We start from the raw sequence: 14,788 nt of genomic DNA, 5'->3' as shown, positions 1-14,788 counted from the left end.
GGACTATGCGTCCGGTTCCTGTTCCTGTCTCTCGCCCTTGCGGAAGGGCGTGTGGTCTTCCAGATAGTCGCCGATATGCTCGACTTCTTCGCGCTCGCGCTGAAGATAGTCGGCAATGGCGCGGCGCAGACCCGGGTGAACGATGAAATGCGCCGAATGGGTGGTGACGGGCACATAACCGCGCGCCAGCTTGTGCTCGCCCTGCGCACCCGCTTCCACCCGCTTCAAACCCTTCGCCAGCGCGAAGTCGATCGCCTGATGGTAGCAGACCTCGAAATGCAAAAACGGATGATCCTCGATGCAGCCCCAGTGGCGGCCATAAAGCGCATCCGAGCCGATGAAATTGATCGCGCCGGCAATATAGCGCCCCTCGCGTTTCGCCATCACCAGCAGCACATCATCGGCCATACGCTCGCCGATCAGCGAATAAAACTCCCGCGTCAGATAGGGCCGGCCCCATTTGCGGCCGCCGGTATCCATATAGAAGGCGAAAAACTGGTCCCAGATATCCTCGGTCAGGTCGCTTCCGGTCAGCCAGTCGATTTCGATGCCGTTTTCCAGCGCCGCGCGGCGTTCCTTTTTCAGCCCCTTGCGCTTGCGCGATGAAAGGGCGTCGAGAAAATCATCGTGGTCGCGATAACCGTCATTGATGAAATGAAACTGTTGGTCGGTCCTGTGCAGGAAATCGCGCGGCAGAAGGGCGGAAAGATCGCTCTCTTCCAGAAATGTGACATGTGCCGAGGAGACGCCGATCTTTTCAGTCACCTGCGCGAGACCGGAGGCCAGTAACGCCTTGAAGCGTGTCTCGTCTTCGTTTTCCGAAACGAGCAGCCGTGGCCCGGTTGCCGGTGTGAAGGGCACTGAACATTGCAGTTTCGGGTAATAGTGCCCACCCGCCCGCTCAAAGGCATCCGCCCAGCCATGGTCGAAGACATATTCGCCCTTGCTGTGGTTCTTCAGATAGGCAGGTATTGCCCCAACCAGCGCGCCGGACGCGTTTTCGAGAAGCAGATGGTGTCCAAGCCAACCGGTCTTGGCAGTCGCTGACCCGGAATCCTCCATGGAGGATAAAAATTCGTGGGAAATAAATGGGTTGTAATATTTACCTAATGTATTGCGCGATGTTCCGGAAAGCCGCTTCCAGCTTTCCGGATCGATATCCCCAAGGGACTGCGCAACGCGTATGGAATAGTCTTCTGTCATGCCGTGGCGGAGGGGTTCTCTCTCGGGTCGAAACCTTCGAATGTCATCTGGTCCGCATATTTATAGGTAGTCTCGCGCGCATTTTCATCCCTGACCGTCCAGGTAATTACCGGAAGCCCAAGTTTTCTCTGCGCCTCGATGAAGCTGTTGGGCAGATGACCCCAATGATAGGAGATGAAATCGATCCCGGTTTGCATCGCCTCGTCATGTTTGAAGAAGTCTTCCGGCTTGTCGCCCTCGGCGGTCAGCCCGAGCGGCCAGGGCGAGCCCGCCGCCTTCAGGTCCTTGAGGAGATGATGGTCGAAGCTCATCAGCGCCACATGGCCCTTGTAACCCTCGAGGTCCTCCAGCACCGCTTCGGCAAAACCGTCATCGACGCCTTCGCCCTCGCGACCTTTCAGCTCGATCACCAGCGGCACCTTGCCCGCGCAAAGCGTCAGAAGCTGCTTCAGCGTCGGGATACGGTCCTTGGTCTGGCCAACGGAGAGGAGAGACAATTCACCGGAGGTATGTTCGCGCACGTCGCCCTTGATACCCGTCAGCCGGGCCATGTCGTCGTCGTGAAAAATGACGGGCACGCTGTCGGCTGCCAGCTGCACGTCGCATTCAATGGCGAAACCGGCCTCGATGGCGCGGGAAAAGGCCGAAAGCGTGTTTTCCCAGACCGCCTTGTTCAGATCGTGATAACCGCGATGGGCGACGGGCTCGGCCGTCAGCCAGGAGAGTTTAAGGGTCATGCTTCGATTTCCAGGATGGCGTCGATCTCGACGGCGGCATTGAAGGGCAGGCAGGCCATGCCGACAGCGGCGCGGGCATGCTTGCCGGCATCGCCGAGAACATTGGCGAGAAGATTGGACGCGCCATTGATGACGAGATGCTGTTCGACGAATTCCGGAACGGAGGCAACGAAGCCATTCAGCTTGATGACGCGGCGGATTTTCGAGAGGTCGCCATTCAATGCGGCCTTGACCTGTGCGAGAATGTTGACGGCGCAAAGTTCGGCGGCGCGCTGGGCGCCTGGCACGTCAACATCGCGGCCAACAAGACCCGTCACCGCAATCTTGCCTGATTCCATCGGCAGTTGACCCGATACATAAAGAAGATTGCCGCTGATGGTGAACGGAACGTAGTTTGCGGCTGGTGCTGCCGCTACGGGAAGCGTAAAGCCAAGTTCCTTGAGGCGGCCTTCGATGACGTCCGACATTTTCGTCTCCGGTTTTGTTGTAAATCCTTCAAGAATCCGGCATTCAGAAGATGTTGATCCAAAAGCCGGGCGGTTGCTTGTACAATATGAGCGGTGAGTCCAACAGGAGATATTGCATGTTTGTCAGGACGCTTGGTTTCGTTGCCGCAACAGGGCTTATGACCGGCCTGTCGAACGCTGCCAATGCCTTGCCCGTCACGGTTCCGGATCTCGTTGCGCACCGCGCCATCTACGATCTCGAACTCAAGGATGCGTCCGACCGCTCCGGCATCGAGGGCATGACGGGCCGCATGGTCTATGAATTCACCGGCTCCGCCTGTCAGGGCTACAAGACGGACTTCCGTTTCGTGACGCAGATCAACACCGGCGACGCGGTCCGCATGACCGACCAGCAGACGACGACCTTCGAAGACCTGACAGCAAAGAAGTTCACCTTCGAGACCAAGTCCTACACGGACGACAAGCTGGACAAGGAAGTGCAGGGGGCCGCAGTCGACAGCAGTGAGGGCGTGAAGGTCGATCTGACCCGCCCGGACGCCCGTCAGGTCAGTCTCGTCACCAGCGAATTTCCGACGGAACATATGGTCCAGGTCATCGAGCATGCCAGACAGGGAAAGCGCATCTTCGAATCCCGCATTTTCGACGGTTCGGATGACGGCGATGAAAGTCTGATCACCTCCACGCTTGTCGGCAAGTCGCAAATGCCGAAGGATGGCGACGCCGAGGCCGGCAAGGCGGGCGATTTCGCCAAGGCCGCATTCTGGCCGGTGACGATCGCCTATTACAACGACAAGACGGGTACGGATGCGCTGCCGATCTACCGCATGTCATTCAAACTTTACGAAAACGGAATCACCCGCGATCTGACGATGGATTACGGCGATTTCGTTCTGACCGGCAAGCTCGCGAAGCTTGATATTCTCAAGCCGGAAACCTGCGAAAACAAGCCGGTTCGCTGAAAGGCGGGCCATTCGCGCGGTTTTTTCGCATAAATGCTTGCTTTTTATCTGTGGCGACTGTATGCGCCTCACCATTCCACACGCGAAGCTTGGGATGTTCCGGGAGAAATCCGGTTCGTTCCGCCCGGTGGTATCGATGAAAATCGGTGCTGTTCGCTTCGCGGGGGTTAAACCGGAAAAGGAGTAACAAGGCATGGCATTGCCCGATTTTTCTATGCGCCAGCTTCTGGAAGCTGGTGTTCACTTCGGCCACCAGACGCACCGCTGGAACCCGAAGATGAAGCCGTACATCTTCGGCGACCGTAACAACATCCACATCATCGACCTGGCTCAGACCGTTCCGATGCTGTCGCGCGCCCTTCAGGTCGTGTCCGACACCGTTGCCCGTGGTGGCCGCGTTCTGTTCGTCGGCACCAAGCGTCAGGCGTCCGAAATCATCGCCGACAGCGCGAAGCGTTCGGCCCAGTACTACGTCAACTCCCGCTGGCTCGGCGGCATGATGACCAACTGGAAGACCATCTCCAACTCGATCCAGCGCCTGCGCAAGGTCGACGAGATCCTGAACTCGGAAGCTTCCGGCTACTCCAAGAAGGAACGCCTGAACCTTGAGCGCGAGCGCGAAAAGCTTGAAAAGGCTCTCGGCGGTATCCGCGATATGGGCGGCGTTCCGGACCTGATGTTCATCATCGACACCAACAAGGAAAAGATCGCGATCGAAGAAGCCAAGCGTCTTGGCATTCCGGTCGTTGCGATCATCGACAGCAACTGCGATCCGGATCACATCGACTACCCGATCCCGGGTAACGACGATGCTTCACGCGCCATCTCGCTCTATTGCGACCTGATCGCCCGCGCTGCCATCGACGGTATCGCACGTCAGCAGGGCGCTTCCGGCCGCGACATCGGCGCTTCGGAAGAAGCTCCGATCGAGCCCGCGCTCGAAGACGAGGCTGGCGCCTGATCTAGGCCCTGTCTGGCGGCGATTTCTTGATCGCCGTCTCCTCGACCAGGATATGACAAGGCCGTCAAAGACCTTCAATGGGTTGACGGCCTTGTTCGTTTCATACCGCTCCGCCAGGTTTTTTAGAGAAGCGTTGGCGTCCGATGTGGTTGAAACGGAAGGCAGTCTTCATAACGCTGTCACACTTCGGCGGCACCCATCATTTCGATGCATGGAGACGCCGCAGCACTTGGGAATGCGCATGCCCCTTTCCTGAAATCCTCTCCGGTTTCAAAGGGTGTGCGGCCGGGTACAGTCATCACCCAGAACTTCGGCACGGCAAATTCCGCCGGCTGACCGATCGAACCGATAAGAGGCAAACAATGACCGAAATCACAGCCGCAATGGTGAAGGAACTGCGCGAAAAGTCAGGCGCAGGCATGATGGACTGCAAGAAGGCTCTTGCTGAGACCAATGGCGACATGGAAGCGGCGATCGACTGGCTGCGCGCCAAGGGCATCGCAAAGGCCGACAAGAAGTCCGGCCGCACGGCTGCCGAAGGTCTGGTCGGCGTTGCCACCATGGGTCACAAGGCTGTCGTTGTCGAACTCAACTCCGAAACCGACTTCGTTGCCCGTAACGATGCGTTCCAGGACCTTATCCGCGGTATCGCCCAGGTTGCCCTCACCACCAACGGCACCGTTGACGCTGTTTCCGCTGCCACCTATCCGGCAACCGGCAAGTCCGTTGCAGACAGCATCAAGGACGCCATCGCCACCATCGGCGAAAACATGACGCTGCGCCGCTCGGCTGCGCTCGAAGTCGAGCACGGCGTTGTCGCGACCTACATCCACAATGCTGCCGGCGACGGCATCGGCAAGCTCGGCGTTCTCGTTGCCCTGAAGTCGGTTGGCGACAAGGCTGTCCTGAACTCCATCGGCCGCCAGGTTGCCATGCACATTGCTGCGACCAACCCGCTCGCCATCCGCGCTGAAGAAGTCGACGCCGCCGTTGCTGAGCGCGAGCGTAACGTCTTCATCGAACAGGCCCGCGAATCCGGCAAGCCGGAAGCCATCATCGAAAAGATGGTTGATGGCCGCATGCGCAAGTTCTTCGAAGAAGTCGCCCTTCTGTCGCAGGCTTTCGTCATCAACCCGGACCTGACCGTCGGCGCTGCCATCAAGGAAGCCGAAAAGGAAGCCGGTGCGGCGATCGAAGTGACGGGCATGGTTCGCCTGCTGCTCGGCGAAGGCGTCGAGAAGGAAGAAAGCGATTTCGCAGCAGAAGTCGCCGCAGTCGCCAAGGGCTGATTATATTTACCCAATCTTGGGAAAACGGGAGGGCATCGCGTGACAACGCGGTGCCCTTCGTGTATCCGCGTTTCGGTTACATTTCCGAGGAGTCATGATGTCTTCCAAGCCGATCTACAAACGTGTTCTTCTCAAGGCTTCCGGTGAAGCCCTCATGGGCGATCAGGGTTTCGGTATCGATGTGGCGGTGGCCGACCGGATTGCCTCCGACATCGCCGAAGCAAGGGCGATGGGCGTTGAAGTCGGCGTCGTCGTCGGCGGCGGCAATATTTTCCGCGGCGTCGCCGTGGCATCCAAGGGCGGCGACCGCGTCACCGGCGACCATATGGGCATGCTGGCGACCGTCATCAACGCGCTGGCGCTCGCAACGTCGCTGCGCAAGCTCAGCATCGACACCGTCGTTCTCTCCGCAATTGCCATGCCTGAAATCTGTGAAAGCTTTTCGCAGCGTGCAGCTCTTCATCATCTCGCGCAAGGCCGCGTGGTGATTTTTGCCGGCGGCACGGGCAATCCCTTCTTCACCACCGATTCCGCCGCAGCGCTGCGCGCCGCGGAAATGGGCGCGGAAGCCATCTTCAAGGGCACCCAGGTGGATGGCATATATTCGGCCGATCCGAAGAAGGATCCGACAGCCACCCGCTTCGACGAGCTCACCCATAGCGAAGTGCTTGGCAAGGGTCTGGCGGTCATGGATATCGCGGCTGTTGCGCTCGCCCGCGAAAACCACATCCCGATCATCGTTTTCTCGATCCACGAGAAGGGCGGTTTCGCGCAGATATTGACCGGCGGTGGCCGCAAGACCATCGTGCACGACAAGTAATCAAGAAAAGATGCCGCCCCTCGGGGCGAATTCCGGCCGGAACGGCCGACAGAGATGGAGTATCAAGATGAGTGGTATTGACCTCAACGATATCAAGCGCCGCATGGATGGCGCCATCAATGCGTTCAAGAGCGATATCGCATCGCTGCGCACCGGCCGTGCTTCGGCCAACATTCTCGATCCGGTGACCATCGAGGCCTATGGCTCGCGCGTACCGCTCAACCAGGTCGCAAACATCACCGTTCCGGAGCCGCGCATGCTCGGCGTCAATATCTGGGACAAGTCGATGGTCAATGCCGTCGACCGTGCGATCCGCGAATCCAATCTCGGCCTCAACCCGATCGTTGACGGCCAGAACCTCAGAATTCCGCTGCCCGAGCTCAACGAAGAGCGCCGCAAATCGCTCGTCAAAGTGGCCCATGATTATGCCGAAAAGTCCAAGGTGGCGATTCGCCATGTTCGTCGTGACGGCATGGATGGTCTGAAAAAAGCCGAAAAGGACGGTGACATCGGTCAGGACGAAAGCCGTGGCCAGTCTGAAAAGGTCCAGAAAATGACCGACGACACGATTTCGGAAATTGACCGCTTGCTTGGCGAGAAGGAAAAGGAAATCATGCAGGTCTGATATCGCTTTGCGATAGACCTGTATTTTATTCGTTTTAATTCCGCACTGCCTGTTACTGGATCGATATGCCGACGACGACACGTTCCTCCATACCCGAGCACGTCGCCATCATCATGGATGGCAATGGACGCTGGGCAAAACAGCGCGGTCTTCCGCGCGTGATGGGGCATCGCCGCGGGGTGGAGGCCGTGCGCGAGACCGTGCGTGCGGCGGGCGATTGCGGTATCCGCTATCTCACGCTATTCGCCTTCTCGTCGGAAAACTGGCGCAGGCCGGAATCCGAGGTCAGCGACCTGATGGGCCTTTTAAAGGCGTTCATCCGGCGCGACCTTGCGGAACTTCATCGCGAAAACGTCCGTGTCCGGATCATCGGTGACCGGCAGGGGCTGAAAAACGATATACGCAGCCTTCTTGAAGAAGCCGAACAGATGACCGCGGGCAACACCAAGCTGACGCTGGTGATCGCCTTCAATTATGGCAGCCGCGATGAGATTACCCGCGCAACGATGGCGATCGCCCGCGATGTCGCCGAGGGCCGGCTGGACGTGGCATCGATCACGCCCGAGATGATTTCGGCGCGACTTGACACGTCCGGAATACCGGATCCTGATCTGATCATCCGCACCAGCGGTGAGGAGCGTCTGTCGAATTTCCTGCTTTGGCAGGCGGCCTACTCCGAATTCCTGTTCATTCCGGAATATTGGCCCGACTTCGACCGCCAGCTGTTTTTCTCCGCAATCGAGCAATATGCATCGCGTGACCGCCGCTTTGGCGCGATCGCCGAGCAGGTTGCCGTGGCAGGCGCCTGATGAGCCGTGAACTCAGACTGCGGATCGTGTCCGCAATTGTCATGGCGGCGGTCATATTGGCCGCGACCTGGTATGGCGGCATTCTGTTCCGCATCGTGGCCGGTCTCCTGGCGATCCTCATCTATTATGAATGGTCGAAGATCACCCGCCTGTCGGAAACTAATTCCACCGGCAATGCCTGGGGCTGGTTTGCGGTCGCTGTCATCGCCGGCAATACGATTTTCGGCGAGCCTTCGCTCGATCTGCCGCTGCTCTCGGGCTTTACGCTGACCGCAGCCTTGTTTCCCGTTCTGCGCGGCAGGAACTGGTGGCTGGTGGGCGGCATCGTTTACGCGGGCCTGAGCGGCATATCGCTTGCGGCCATTCGTGGCGACGAACTGACCGGTTTCGTCTCCATCCTGTTTATCTTTGCGGTCGTCTGGTCGACGGATATTCTTGCTTATTTCGTCGGACGCGCCATTGGCGGGCCGAAGCTTGCGCCGGCGATCTCGCCGGGCAAGACCTGGTCGGGCGCGATAGGTGGTGCAGTGGCCGCATTGATCGGGGGAGGCGCCGTGTCGCTCGCCTATCACGGCAGGATAAGCCTGCTCGTGCTGGGGCTTGCTCTCATCCTTTCGGTATTCAGCCAGATCGGCGACCTCTTCGAATCCTTCGTGAAACGACGGTTCCAGGTCAAGGATTCCAGCCATCTCATTCCCGGCCACGGCGGCTTCATGGACCGGGTTGACGGTCTTGTTTTCGCCTGCTTTACGGTATTCCTCATTGCTTTCGTGCATGCAGCGGCAACCGGCGACGTACCCGGCTCGGGTGGTGGTCTCTTGCCGGGATTCTAAGCGGCGCGAAAGGTCATGAAATAAAGGGCAGATTGTCATGAACACAGTAATGGCGGCGACCGGCTTTCTGACCGGCTATATAGTGCCCTTCATCCTGGTGCTTTCCCTGCTCGTTTTCGTCCATGAGATGGGCCACTACCTCGTCGGACGCTGGAGCGGCATCCGTTCCACAGCCTTTTCCATCGGTTTCGGCCCTGAGCTGATCGGCTTTACCGACCGGCACGGCACAAGATGGAAGATTTCCGCGATCCCGCTTGGCGGCTACGTGAAGTTCTTCGGCGACGAAGATGCGGCCAGCAAGCCGGATAGTTCCGGCCTGTCGCATATGTCGCTGGAGGAGAGGGCGCAGACGCTTTCCGGCGCCAAGCTGTGGAAAAGGGCGGCGACCGTTGCTGCCGGCCCAATCGCCAACTTCATTCTCGCCATCCTCATCTTCGCGGTCCTCTTCGGTGTCTATGGCCGGATGATCGCCGATCCGGTCGTGGCCGAAGTGCGTGAAAACAGCGCGGCCGCCGCAGCCGGCATACACCCCGGCGACCGTCTGATGGCGATCGACGGTGAAAAGATGACAACCTTCGAGGATGTCCGCCGTTATGTCGGTATCCGGCCGGGCACGCCGATCACCGTGACGGTCGAAAGATCGGGCGAAGAGCTTAAGCTGCCGATGGTACCGACTCGCACGGAAACCACCGACCAGTTCGGCAACAAGCTGGAAATGGGTATTATCGGTATCGTCACCGACCAAAGCAGCGGCAATTTCCGCCATATCGAATATTCGCCGTCGCAGGCGTTGCTCGAGGGCGTGCGCGAAACGGGCCACGTCATCACCGGCACCTTCAACTATATCGGCAACCTCGTCACCGGGCGCATGAACGCCGATCAGCTCGGCGGTCCCGTCCGTGTGGCGCAGGCGTCGGGCCAGATGGCGACACTCGGCATTTCGGCCGTTATCCAGCTGGCCGCCGTTCTTTCCGTGTCGATTGGTCTTCTGAACCTGATGCCTGTCCCGGTTCTGGATGGCGGGCATCTGGTGTTTTATGCAATCGAGGCCATCCGCGGCAGGCCGCTCGGCGCCGGTGCGCAGGAGGTGGCTTTCCGTATCGGCATGATGATGATTTTGGGTCTTATGGTTTTTGCAACATGGAATGATATCAGCAGCTTGATCGGCTGAGGATAGTGTTTTAACGGTTTTGTTAGGGACTTGTTTACCCTGTTTTTATGCCGAAGTGGCGAATGAGCCACTCTGGATCACGAAGTAAACAGAATTTAACGTTCTGACTTGCTTGTAGGGGAAAAGCAGGTAAAACGACGCACATGGCCGGAGTCGGGTTCCGCCCGCTGAGGGACAACGTAAAAAGGTAAGAATTGAAATGAAGGCTGGTTCAAGGTTTTTGAACGCTGTGTCGGCGGTTGCGCTGTCTGCTGGTGTTTCTTCGGTTGCGGGCCTCGGCGTGCTTGCCTCTGCTGGCGTTGCAAATGCAGCTGTCATCAGCAGGATCGATGTTCGCGGGGCCGAGAGGTCCGGTGCGGACTCCGTGCGTTCCAACATCACCATTGCGCCGGGTAAGAACTTTTCCAATTCGGACATCGATGAATCGGTGAAGCGTCTTTACGCCACCGGTTACTTCTCGAATGTCTCCATGCGCGTTTCCGGTAGCACGCTGGTCGTGACGGTGAACGAAAACCAGCTGGTCAACCAGGTGGTCTTCAACGGCAACCGCAAGATCAAGGACGACAAGCTGGCCGGCATCGTGCAGACCCAGCCGCTCGGTCCGTTCAACCAGGCTATCGTGACTGCGGATATTGCCCGCATCAAGGAAGCCTACGGTGCCATCGGTCGTAGCGACGTCGAAATCACCACCCAGACCGTTTCTGTCGGTCAGGGCCGCGTGAACATCGCTTTCGTCATCAACGAAGGTGAGCGCACCAAGATCGGCCGCATCGATTTCGTTGGCAACAATGCCTACAGCGACGGACGTCTTGCCGCCGTCATCAACACCAAGAAGTCTAACATGCTGTCGTTCCTGACGCGTAAGGACGTTTATAACGAGGACAAGCTGCGCGCCGACGAAGAGGCGCTGCGCCAGTTCTACTACAACCGCGGTTATGCCGACTTCCGGGTCGTGTCTTCCGAGGCTGTGCTGGACGAGTCCAAGAACGAATACACCATCTCGATCACCGTCGATGAAGGCCAGCGTTACGATTTCGGCAATGTCGCCGTCGAATCGACCGTGCCGGGCGTTGATGGTTCCGAATTGCAGGGTCTCGTTGAAACCCGCCAGGGCGCAAGCTACAGCGCCAAGGAAGTTCAGCAGACCATGGAAGCGATTTCCAAGCGCGTTGCCGGCGAAGGTTATCCCTTTGCCCGCGTAACGCCGCGCGGCGACCGCGACATGTCCGGCAACACCATCGGTGTGACCTACATTGTCGATCAGGGCGAGCGCGCCTATGTCGAGCGTATCGAAATCCGCGGCAACACCCGCACGCGCGACTACGTCATTCGCCGCGAGTTCGATATTTCCGAAGGCGATGCTTTCAACCAGACGGTCATCACGGCGGCAAAGCGTCGTCTTGAAGCGCTCGGTTACTTCTCCAAGGTCAATATCTCGACCGCCGGCGGCAGCGCGCCTGACCGTGTCGTCATCGTTGTCGATGTTGAAGACCAGTCCACGGGTTCGTTCGGTATCGGTGCAGGTTACTCGCAGAACGACGGCGTGCTGCTTGAAGCATCCATCGAAGAGAAGAATTTCCTCGGTCGCGGCCAGTACATCCGTCTTGCCGCCGGTGCGGGTGAAGATGATGCACGCAGTTACACGCTGTCCTTCACCGAGCCGTATTTCCTCGGCTACCGTCTGGCTGCAGGCTTCGATCTGTTCAAGAGCCAGAGCCGCAGCGAAGACTATTACGATTACGATGAGCAGGGCTTCGCGCTGCGCGTAACCGCGCCGATCACCGAGAACCTCTCGACGACGTTCAAATACACCTACAAGCAGCTCAACTACGATGGTGAGGGCGATTGGGAAACCGGCAGCAATCTTGCCGAACCCTATAAGGCTCTGATCCGTGGCGGTGACTGGACGCAGTCCATCATCTCGAACACGCTGAACTACAATACGCTCGATGACCGCAACATGCCGCGCGAAGGCTGGCAGGCTGCCCTGACGAACGAATTTGCAGGTCTCGGCGGCGATTCGGAATACTACAAGATCTACGCCAAGGCGCGCTTCTACTACACGCTGTCGGACGAGTACGATGTCATCGGCTCGCTCACCGGTCAGGCGGGTCACGTTGTTCCGACGGGCGACAATCTGCTGGTATTCGATCAGTTCAAGTTTGGCGGCCGTCAGGTTCGCGGCTTCAAGAACGATGGTATCGGTCCGCGCATTGGCAACGACTCCATCGGCGGCACGACCTACTTCGCGGCTTCCGCAGAAGTTACGGCCCCGATGCCTGGTGTTCCGGAAGATTTCGGCCTGCGTCTCGCTGGCTTCGTCGATGCCGGTACGCTGTACGGCAACAAGGTTGCAAACAGCGCAGGTGTTAAGGACGACAACTCCATCCGCGCATCCGCCGGTATCGGTGTGATGTGGGCGTCGCCCTTCGGCCCGATCCGCGTCGACTATGCCGTTCCGATCGCCAAGGAAGACTACGACGAGGAACAGCGTTTCCGGTTTGGCATGTCCAACACTTTCTGATATCGGCAGTCCAGAACTGCAACTTTGAACGTTCTGGAGTTTCCGGCTAATGGAATACAATGCCTTTTTTCCGCCCCACGATGGACTGCGATTGAAAGATATCGCAGACCGTTTTGGGGCGGAACTGTCTGACGACACGGCAGGAGAGCGGATCATAAGATCCGTTTCCCCGGTCTACCGGGCAAAGTCCGACCAGCTCTGCTATATTCTCACCCGCAAGAATCGCGATGAACTGCAGACCTGCGAGGCTGGCGCCGTCATTTGTGACGCCGCGCTAAAGGATATGGTTCCGTCCCACATGCCGGCGCTGATATCGAAAAACCCCCACACGCTCTTTGCACAGATCGGTGCCTTGCTGCATCCAGCCGCCATGCGCCCCGCGACGATTGCGCCAATGGAAGGTGAAATCTCCAGTGCCGCGCATGTCGATCCTTCCGCGAAGCTGGAAGCGGGCGTGATCGTCGAGCCGCTCGCTATAATCGGCGCCGGCGCCCATATCGGTGCGGGCACGCGGATCGGCCCGGGTGTCATTATCGGGCCGGATGTACAGGTGGGCCGCGATTGCACCATTGCCGGCGGCGCGAGCATCCTTGCTTCTCTCATCGGCAACAATGTGATCATCCACAACGGCGCCCGCATCGGCCAGGATGGCTTCGGTTACGCGCCCGGTCCGCGCGGCATGCTGAAGATCGTCCAGATTGGCCGTGTCATCATTCAGGACAATGTCGAGATCGGCGCCAATACCACCATCGACCGCGGCACCATGGATGACACTGTCATCGGCGAAGGTACGAAGATCGATAACCAGGTCCAGATCGGCCACAACGTGCGTATCGGCCGCCATTGCGGCATCGTCAGCAAAGTCGGTATCGCGGGTAGCACCCGTATCGGCGACGGTGTGATGATCGGCGGTGCGGCGGGCATCAATGGCCATATCAACATCGGCGACGGCGTGCAGATCGCGGCGATGAGCGGTGTGGTCGCGGACGTACCGGCAGGCGCGCGCTACGGCGGAACGCCTGCACGTCCGATGAAATATTTCCTGCGCGACATGGCCGAAATTCTGGCACGCGCTGAAGGGCGTGATAAAAAAACAGGAGAAAAAAAAGATGACTGAAGAAACTAAGACGACGCTCGGCGCGGCTGACATTCTGGAAGTCATGAAGCTTTTGCCGCATCGTTACCCGTTCCTGCTCATCGACAAGATCATCGAGATCGATGGTAATAATTCGGCGATTGGCATCAAGAATGTGACGGTCAACGAGCCGCATTTCACCGGTCATTTCCCGGACCGCCCGATCATGCCGGGTGTTCTGATCGTTGAAGCCATGGCCCAGACCGCAGGTGCGATCTGCGCCCGCAGCCAGGGTGAGGGTGGTTATCTCGTCTATTTCATGACCATCGACAATGCGCGCTTCCGCAGACCCGTCGTTCCCGGCGATCGTCTGGAAATCCACGTGGTCAAGCAGCGCCAGCGCGGCAATGTCTTCAAATTCCATTGCGAGGCAAAGGTGGACGGCGTGCTGGTGGCGGAAGCCGATGTCGGCGCGATGATGATCCCCGAGGACCAGCAATGAGCACGATCGCGGCTTCGGCCAGAATTCACCCGACCGCCGTTGTCGAAGACGGCGCGGTTATCGGTGAAAATGTCGTCATCGGCGCCCTGAGCTATGTCGGCGCGAAAGTCACGCTGCACGACGACGTCAAGCTGCACAATCATGCCGTCGTCTCCGGTCTGACCGTCATCGGCCGTGGTTCGGTCATCCATCCAATGGCGGTTATCGGCGGCACGCCGCAGGCGGTACGTCACGACGGCTCGGAAACGACGCTTGAGATCGGTGAACGCTGCATCATGCGCGAAGGCGTGACGATGAATGCCGGCAGCTCCGATGGCAGCGGCAAGACGATTGTCGGCGACGACAATCTATTCCTCGCCAATTCGCATGTAGCGCATGATTGCCGTCTCGGCAGCCATATCATCCTGTCCAACAATGTGATGCTGGCGGGACATGTGACCATCGAGGACCGCGCCATTCTGGGCGGCGGCTGCGCCGTGCACCAGTTCACCCGCATCGGTCGTCAGGCCTTCATCGGCGGGCTGTCGGCAGTCAATTACGACGTCATTCCCTATGGCATGTTGAACGGCAATCCCGGCATTCTCGGTGGCCTCAACGTCGTCGGCATGACACGCGCCGGTATAGACCGTGCGGATATCCACAAGGTCAGGCGCGTCTTCAAGCAGATATTCGAAGGCGAAGGCGCGATCCGCGCCAATGCGGCCGCGATCGACCGCGCGGAATATCTGGACTGCCCCCAGGTCATCGAAATCCTCGACTTCATCGGTGCGGATAGCGACCGCGCGCTCTCCTCGCCAAACCGGGGCAAGTGAG

At 58.8% G+C, this 14,788-nt stretch carries 15 protein-coding genes; 12 read left to right on the top strand and 3 right to left on the bottom strand.

The genetic code is table 11. The features are described from left to right. Positions 1–3 precede the first annotated feature (3 nt). Genes OK142_RS02085 through OK142_RS02075 form a run of 3 tightly spaced genes read right to left on the bottom strand, consistent with a single transcriptional unit; the run spans position 4 to position 2,407 of the window. Positions 4–1,203, bottom strand: a complete 1,200-nt coding sequence (locus OK142_RS02085) for a GNAT family N-acetyltransferase (RefSeq protein WP_498680855.1) — start codon at positions 1,201–1,203, stop codon at positions 4–6. Further along, positions 1,200–1,940 (bottom strand): glycerophosphodiester phosphodiesterase, encoded by a 741-nt coding sequence (locus OK142_RS02080; RefSeq protein ID WP_003496248.1) that lies wholly within the window; start codon positions 1,938–1,940, stop codon positions 1,200–1,202. Before OK142_RS02080 ends, OK142_RS02085 begins: the two co-directional genes overlap by 4 nt. After that, positions 1,937–2,407, bottom strand: a complete 471-nt coding sequence (locus tag OK142_RS02075) for a RidA family protein (protein WP_003496246.1) — start codon at positions 2,405–2,407, stop codon at positions 1,937–1,939. The genes OK142_RS02080 and OK142_RS02075 overlap by 4 nt, the downstream gene beginning before the upstream one ends. Positions 2,408–2,523: 116 nt before the next feature. Between OK142_RS02075 and OK142_RS02070 the strand changes: the two genes are divergently transcribed. The 12 genes from OK142_RS02070 to lpxA all read left to right on the top strand — a co-directional run bounded on the left by OK142_RS02070 (position 2,524) and on the right by lpxA (position 14,787). Further along, positions 2,524–3,366, top strand: a complete 843-nt coding sequence (locus OK142_RS02070; RefSeq protein ID WP_498680854.1) for a cell envelope integrity EipB family protein — start codon at positions 2,524–2,526, stop codon at positions 3,364–3,366. A 193-nt stretch (positions 3,367–3,559) separates the two neighbouring features. Next, the gene (gene rpsB, locus OK142_RS02065; protein ID WP_003496241.1) at positions 3,560–4,327 is read left to right on the top strand and encodes a 30S ribosomal protein S2; all 768 of its coding nucleotides are present in this window, start codon (positions 3,560–3,562) and stop codon (positions 4,325–4,327) included. Between the two features lie 362 nt (positions 4,328–4,689). Further along, complete coding sequence (gene tsf, locus OK142_RS02060; RefSeq protein WP_035217511.1) at positions 4,690–5,616, top strand: translation elongation factor Ts; 927 nt, start codon at positions 4,690–4,692, stop codon at positions 5,614–5,616. 97 nt (positions 5,617–5,713) lie between these two features. Beyond that, positions 5,714–6,436, top strand: a complete 723-nt coding sequence (pyrH, locus tag OK142_RS02055) for a UMP kinase (RefSeq protein WP_003502561.1) — start codon at positions 5,714–5,716, stop codon at positions 6,434–6,436. A 67-nt stretch (positions 6,437–6,503) separates the two neighbouring features. Further along, the gene (gene frr / locus OK142_RS02050; protein ID WP_003496224.1) at positions 6,504–7,061 is read left to right on the top strand and encodes a ribosome recycling factor; all 558 of its coding nucleotides are present in this window, start codon (positions 6,504–6,506) and stop codon (positions 7,059–7,061) included. Positions 7,062–7,126: 65 nt separating this feature from the next. Beyond that, on the top strand, positions 7,127–7,870 hold the full coding sequence (locus tag OK142_RS02045) for an isoprenyl transferase (protein ID WP_313610966.1): 744 nt from the start codon (positions 7,127–7,129) through the stop codon (positions 7,868–7,870). Continuing rightward, the gene (locus tag OK142_RS02040) at positions 7,870–8,703 is read left to right on the top strand and encodes a phosphatidate cytidylyltransferase (RefSeq protein ID WP_082184191.1); all 834 of its coding nucleotides are present in this window, start codon (positions 7,870–7,872) and stop codon (positions 8,701–8,703) included. The genes OK142_RS02045 and OK142_RS02040 overlap by 1 nt, the downstream gene beginning before the upstream one ends. 49 nt (positions 8,704–8,752) lie before the next feature. Continuing rightward, complete coding sequence (gene rseP / locus OK142_RS02035) at positions 8,753–9,874, top strand: RIP metalloprotease RseP (RefSeq protein ID WP_003496218.1); 1,122 nt, start codon at positions 8,753–8,755, stop codon at positions 9,872–9,874. A 199-nt stretch (positions 9,875–10,073) separates the two neighbouring features. Next, positions 10,074–12,398 carry an outer membrane protein assembly factor BamA gene (bamA, locus tag OK142_RS02030; RefSeq protein WP_035242544.1) on the top strand — a complete coding sequence of 775 codons (2,325 nt, stop codon included), beginning with the start codon at positions 10,074–10,076 and terminating at the stop codon, positions 12,396–12,398. A gap of 49 nt (positions 12,399–12,447) precedes the next feature. After that, positions 12,448–13,515: a UDP-3-O-(3-hydroxymyristoyl)glucosamine N-acyltransferase gene (gene lpxD / locus OK142_RS02025; protein WP_498680853.1), complete on the top strand. Its 1,068-nt coding sequence runs from the start codon at positions 12,448–12,450 to the stop codon at positions 13,513–13,515. Next, positions 13,508–13,975, top strand: coding sequence for a 3-hydroxyacyl-ACP dehydratase FabZ (gene fabZ, locus OK142_RS02020; RefSeq protein ID WP_080600365.1), 468 nt, complete (start codon positions 13,508–13,510; stop codon positions 13,973–13,975). Before lpxD ends, fabZ begins: the two co-directional genes overlap by 8 nt. After that, positions 13,972–14,787: an acyl-ACP--UDP-N-acetylglucosamine O-acyltransferase gene (gene lpxA, locus OK142_RS02015; RefSeq protein WP_003496208.1), complete on the top strand. Its 816-nt coding sequence runs from the start codon at positions 13,972–13,974 to the stop codon at positions 14,785–14,787. Before fabZ ends, lpxA begins: the two co-directional genes overlap by 4 nt. Position 14,788: the final 1 nt, after the last annotated feature.

The sequence above is a fragment of the Agrobacterium sp. BT-220-3 genome (genome assembly GCF_025910175.1).
Lineage (GTDB): Bacteria > Pseudomonadota > Alphaproteobacteria > Rhizobiales > Rhizobiaceae > Agrobacterium > Agrobacterium oryzihabitans.
This window is presented reverse-complemented; position numbering and strand designations above follow the sequence as displayed.

Excerpts from the sequence above, each read along its gene's own strand:
- OK142_RS02040 (WP_082184191.1), top strand. The coding sequence starts at position 7,870 with ATGAGCCGTGAACTCAGACTGCGGATCGTGTCCGCAATTGTCATGGCG.
- bamA (WP_035242544.1), top strand. The coding sequence starts at position 10,074 with ATGAAGGCTGGTTCAAGGTTTTTGAACGCTGTGTCGGCGGTTGCGCTG.
- tsf (WP_035217511.1), top strand. The coding sequence starts at position 4,690 with ATGACCGAAATCACAGCCGCAATGGTGAAGGAACTGCGCGAAAAGTCA.
- fabZ (WP_080600365.1), top strand. The coding sequence starts at position 13,508 with ATGACTGAAGAAACTAAGACGACGCTCGGCGCGGCTGACATTCTGGAA.
- OK142_RS02075 (WP_003496246.1), bottom strand. The coding sequence starts at position 2,407 with ATGTCGGACGTCATCGAAGGCCGCCTCAAGGAACTTGGCTTTACGCTT.
- OK142_RS02080 (WP_003496248.1), bottom strand. The coding sequence starts at position 1,940 with ATGACCCTTAAACTCTCCTGGCTGACGGCCGAGCCCGTCGCCCATCGC.
- lpxA (WP_003496208.1), top strand. The coding sequence starts at position 13,972 with ATGAGCACGATCGCGGCTTCGGCCAGAATTCACCCGACCGCCGTTGTC.
- frr (WP_003496224.1), top strand. The coding sequence starts at position 6,504 with ATGAGTGGTATTGACCTCAACGATATCAAGCGCCGCATGGATGGCGCC.
- pyrH (WP_003502561.1), top strand. The coding sequence starts at position 5,714 with ATGTCTTCCAAGCCGATCTACAAACGTGTTCTTCTCAAGGCTTCCGGT.
- OK142_RS02045 (WP_313610966.1), top strand. The coding sequence starts at position 7,127 with ATGCCGACGACGACACGTTCCTCCATACCCGAGCACGTCGCCATCATC.
- OK142_RS02070 (WP_498680854.1), top strand. The coding sequence starts at position 2,524 with ATGTTTGTCAGGACGCTTGGTTTCGTTGCCGCAACAGGGCTTATGACC.
- OK142_RS02085 (WP_498680855.1), bottom strand. The coding sequence starts at position 1,203 with ATGACAGAAGACTATTCCATACGCGTTGCGCAGTCCCTTGGGGATATC.
- lpxD (WP_498680853.1), top strand. The coding sequence starts at position 12,448 with ATGGAATACAATGCCTTTTTTCCGCCCCACGATGGACTGCGATTGAAA.
- rseP (WP_003496218.1), top strand. The coding sequence starts at position 8,753 with ATGGCGGCGACCGGCTTTCTGACCGGCTATATAGTGCCCTTCATCCTG.
- rpsB (WP_003496241.1), top strand. The coding sequence starts at position 3,560 with ATGGCATTGCCCGATTTTTCTATGCGCCAGCTTCTGGAAGCTGGTGTT.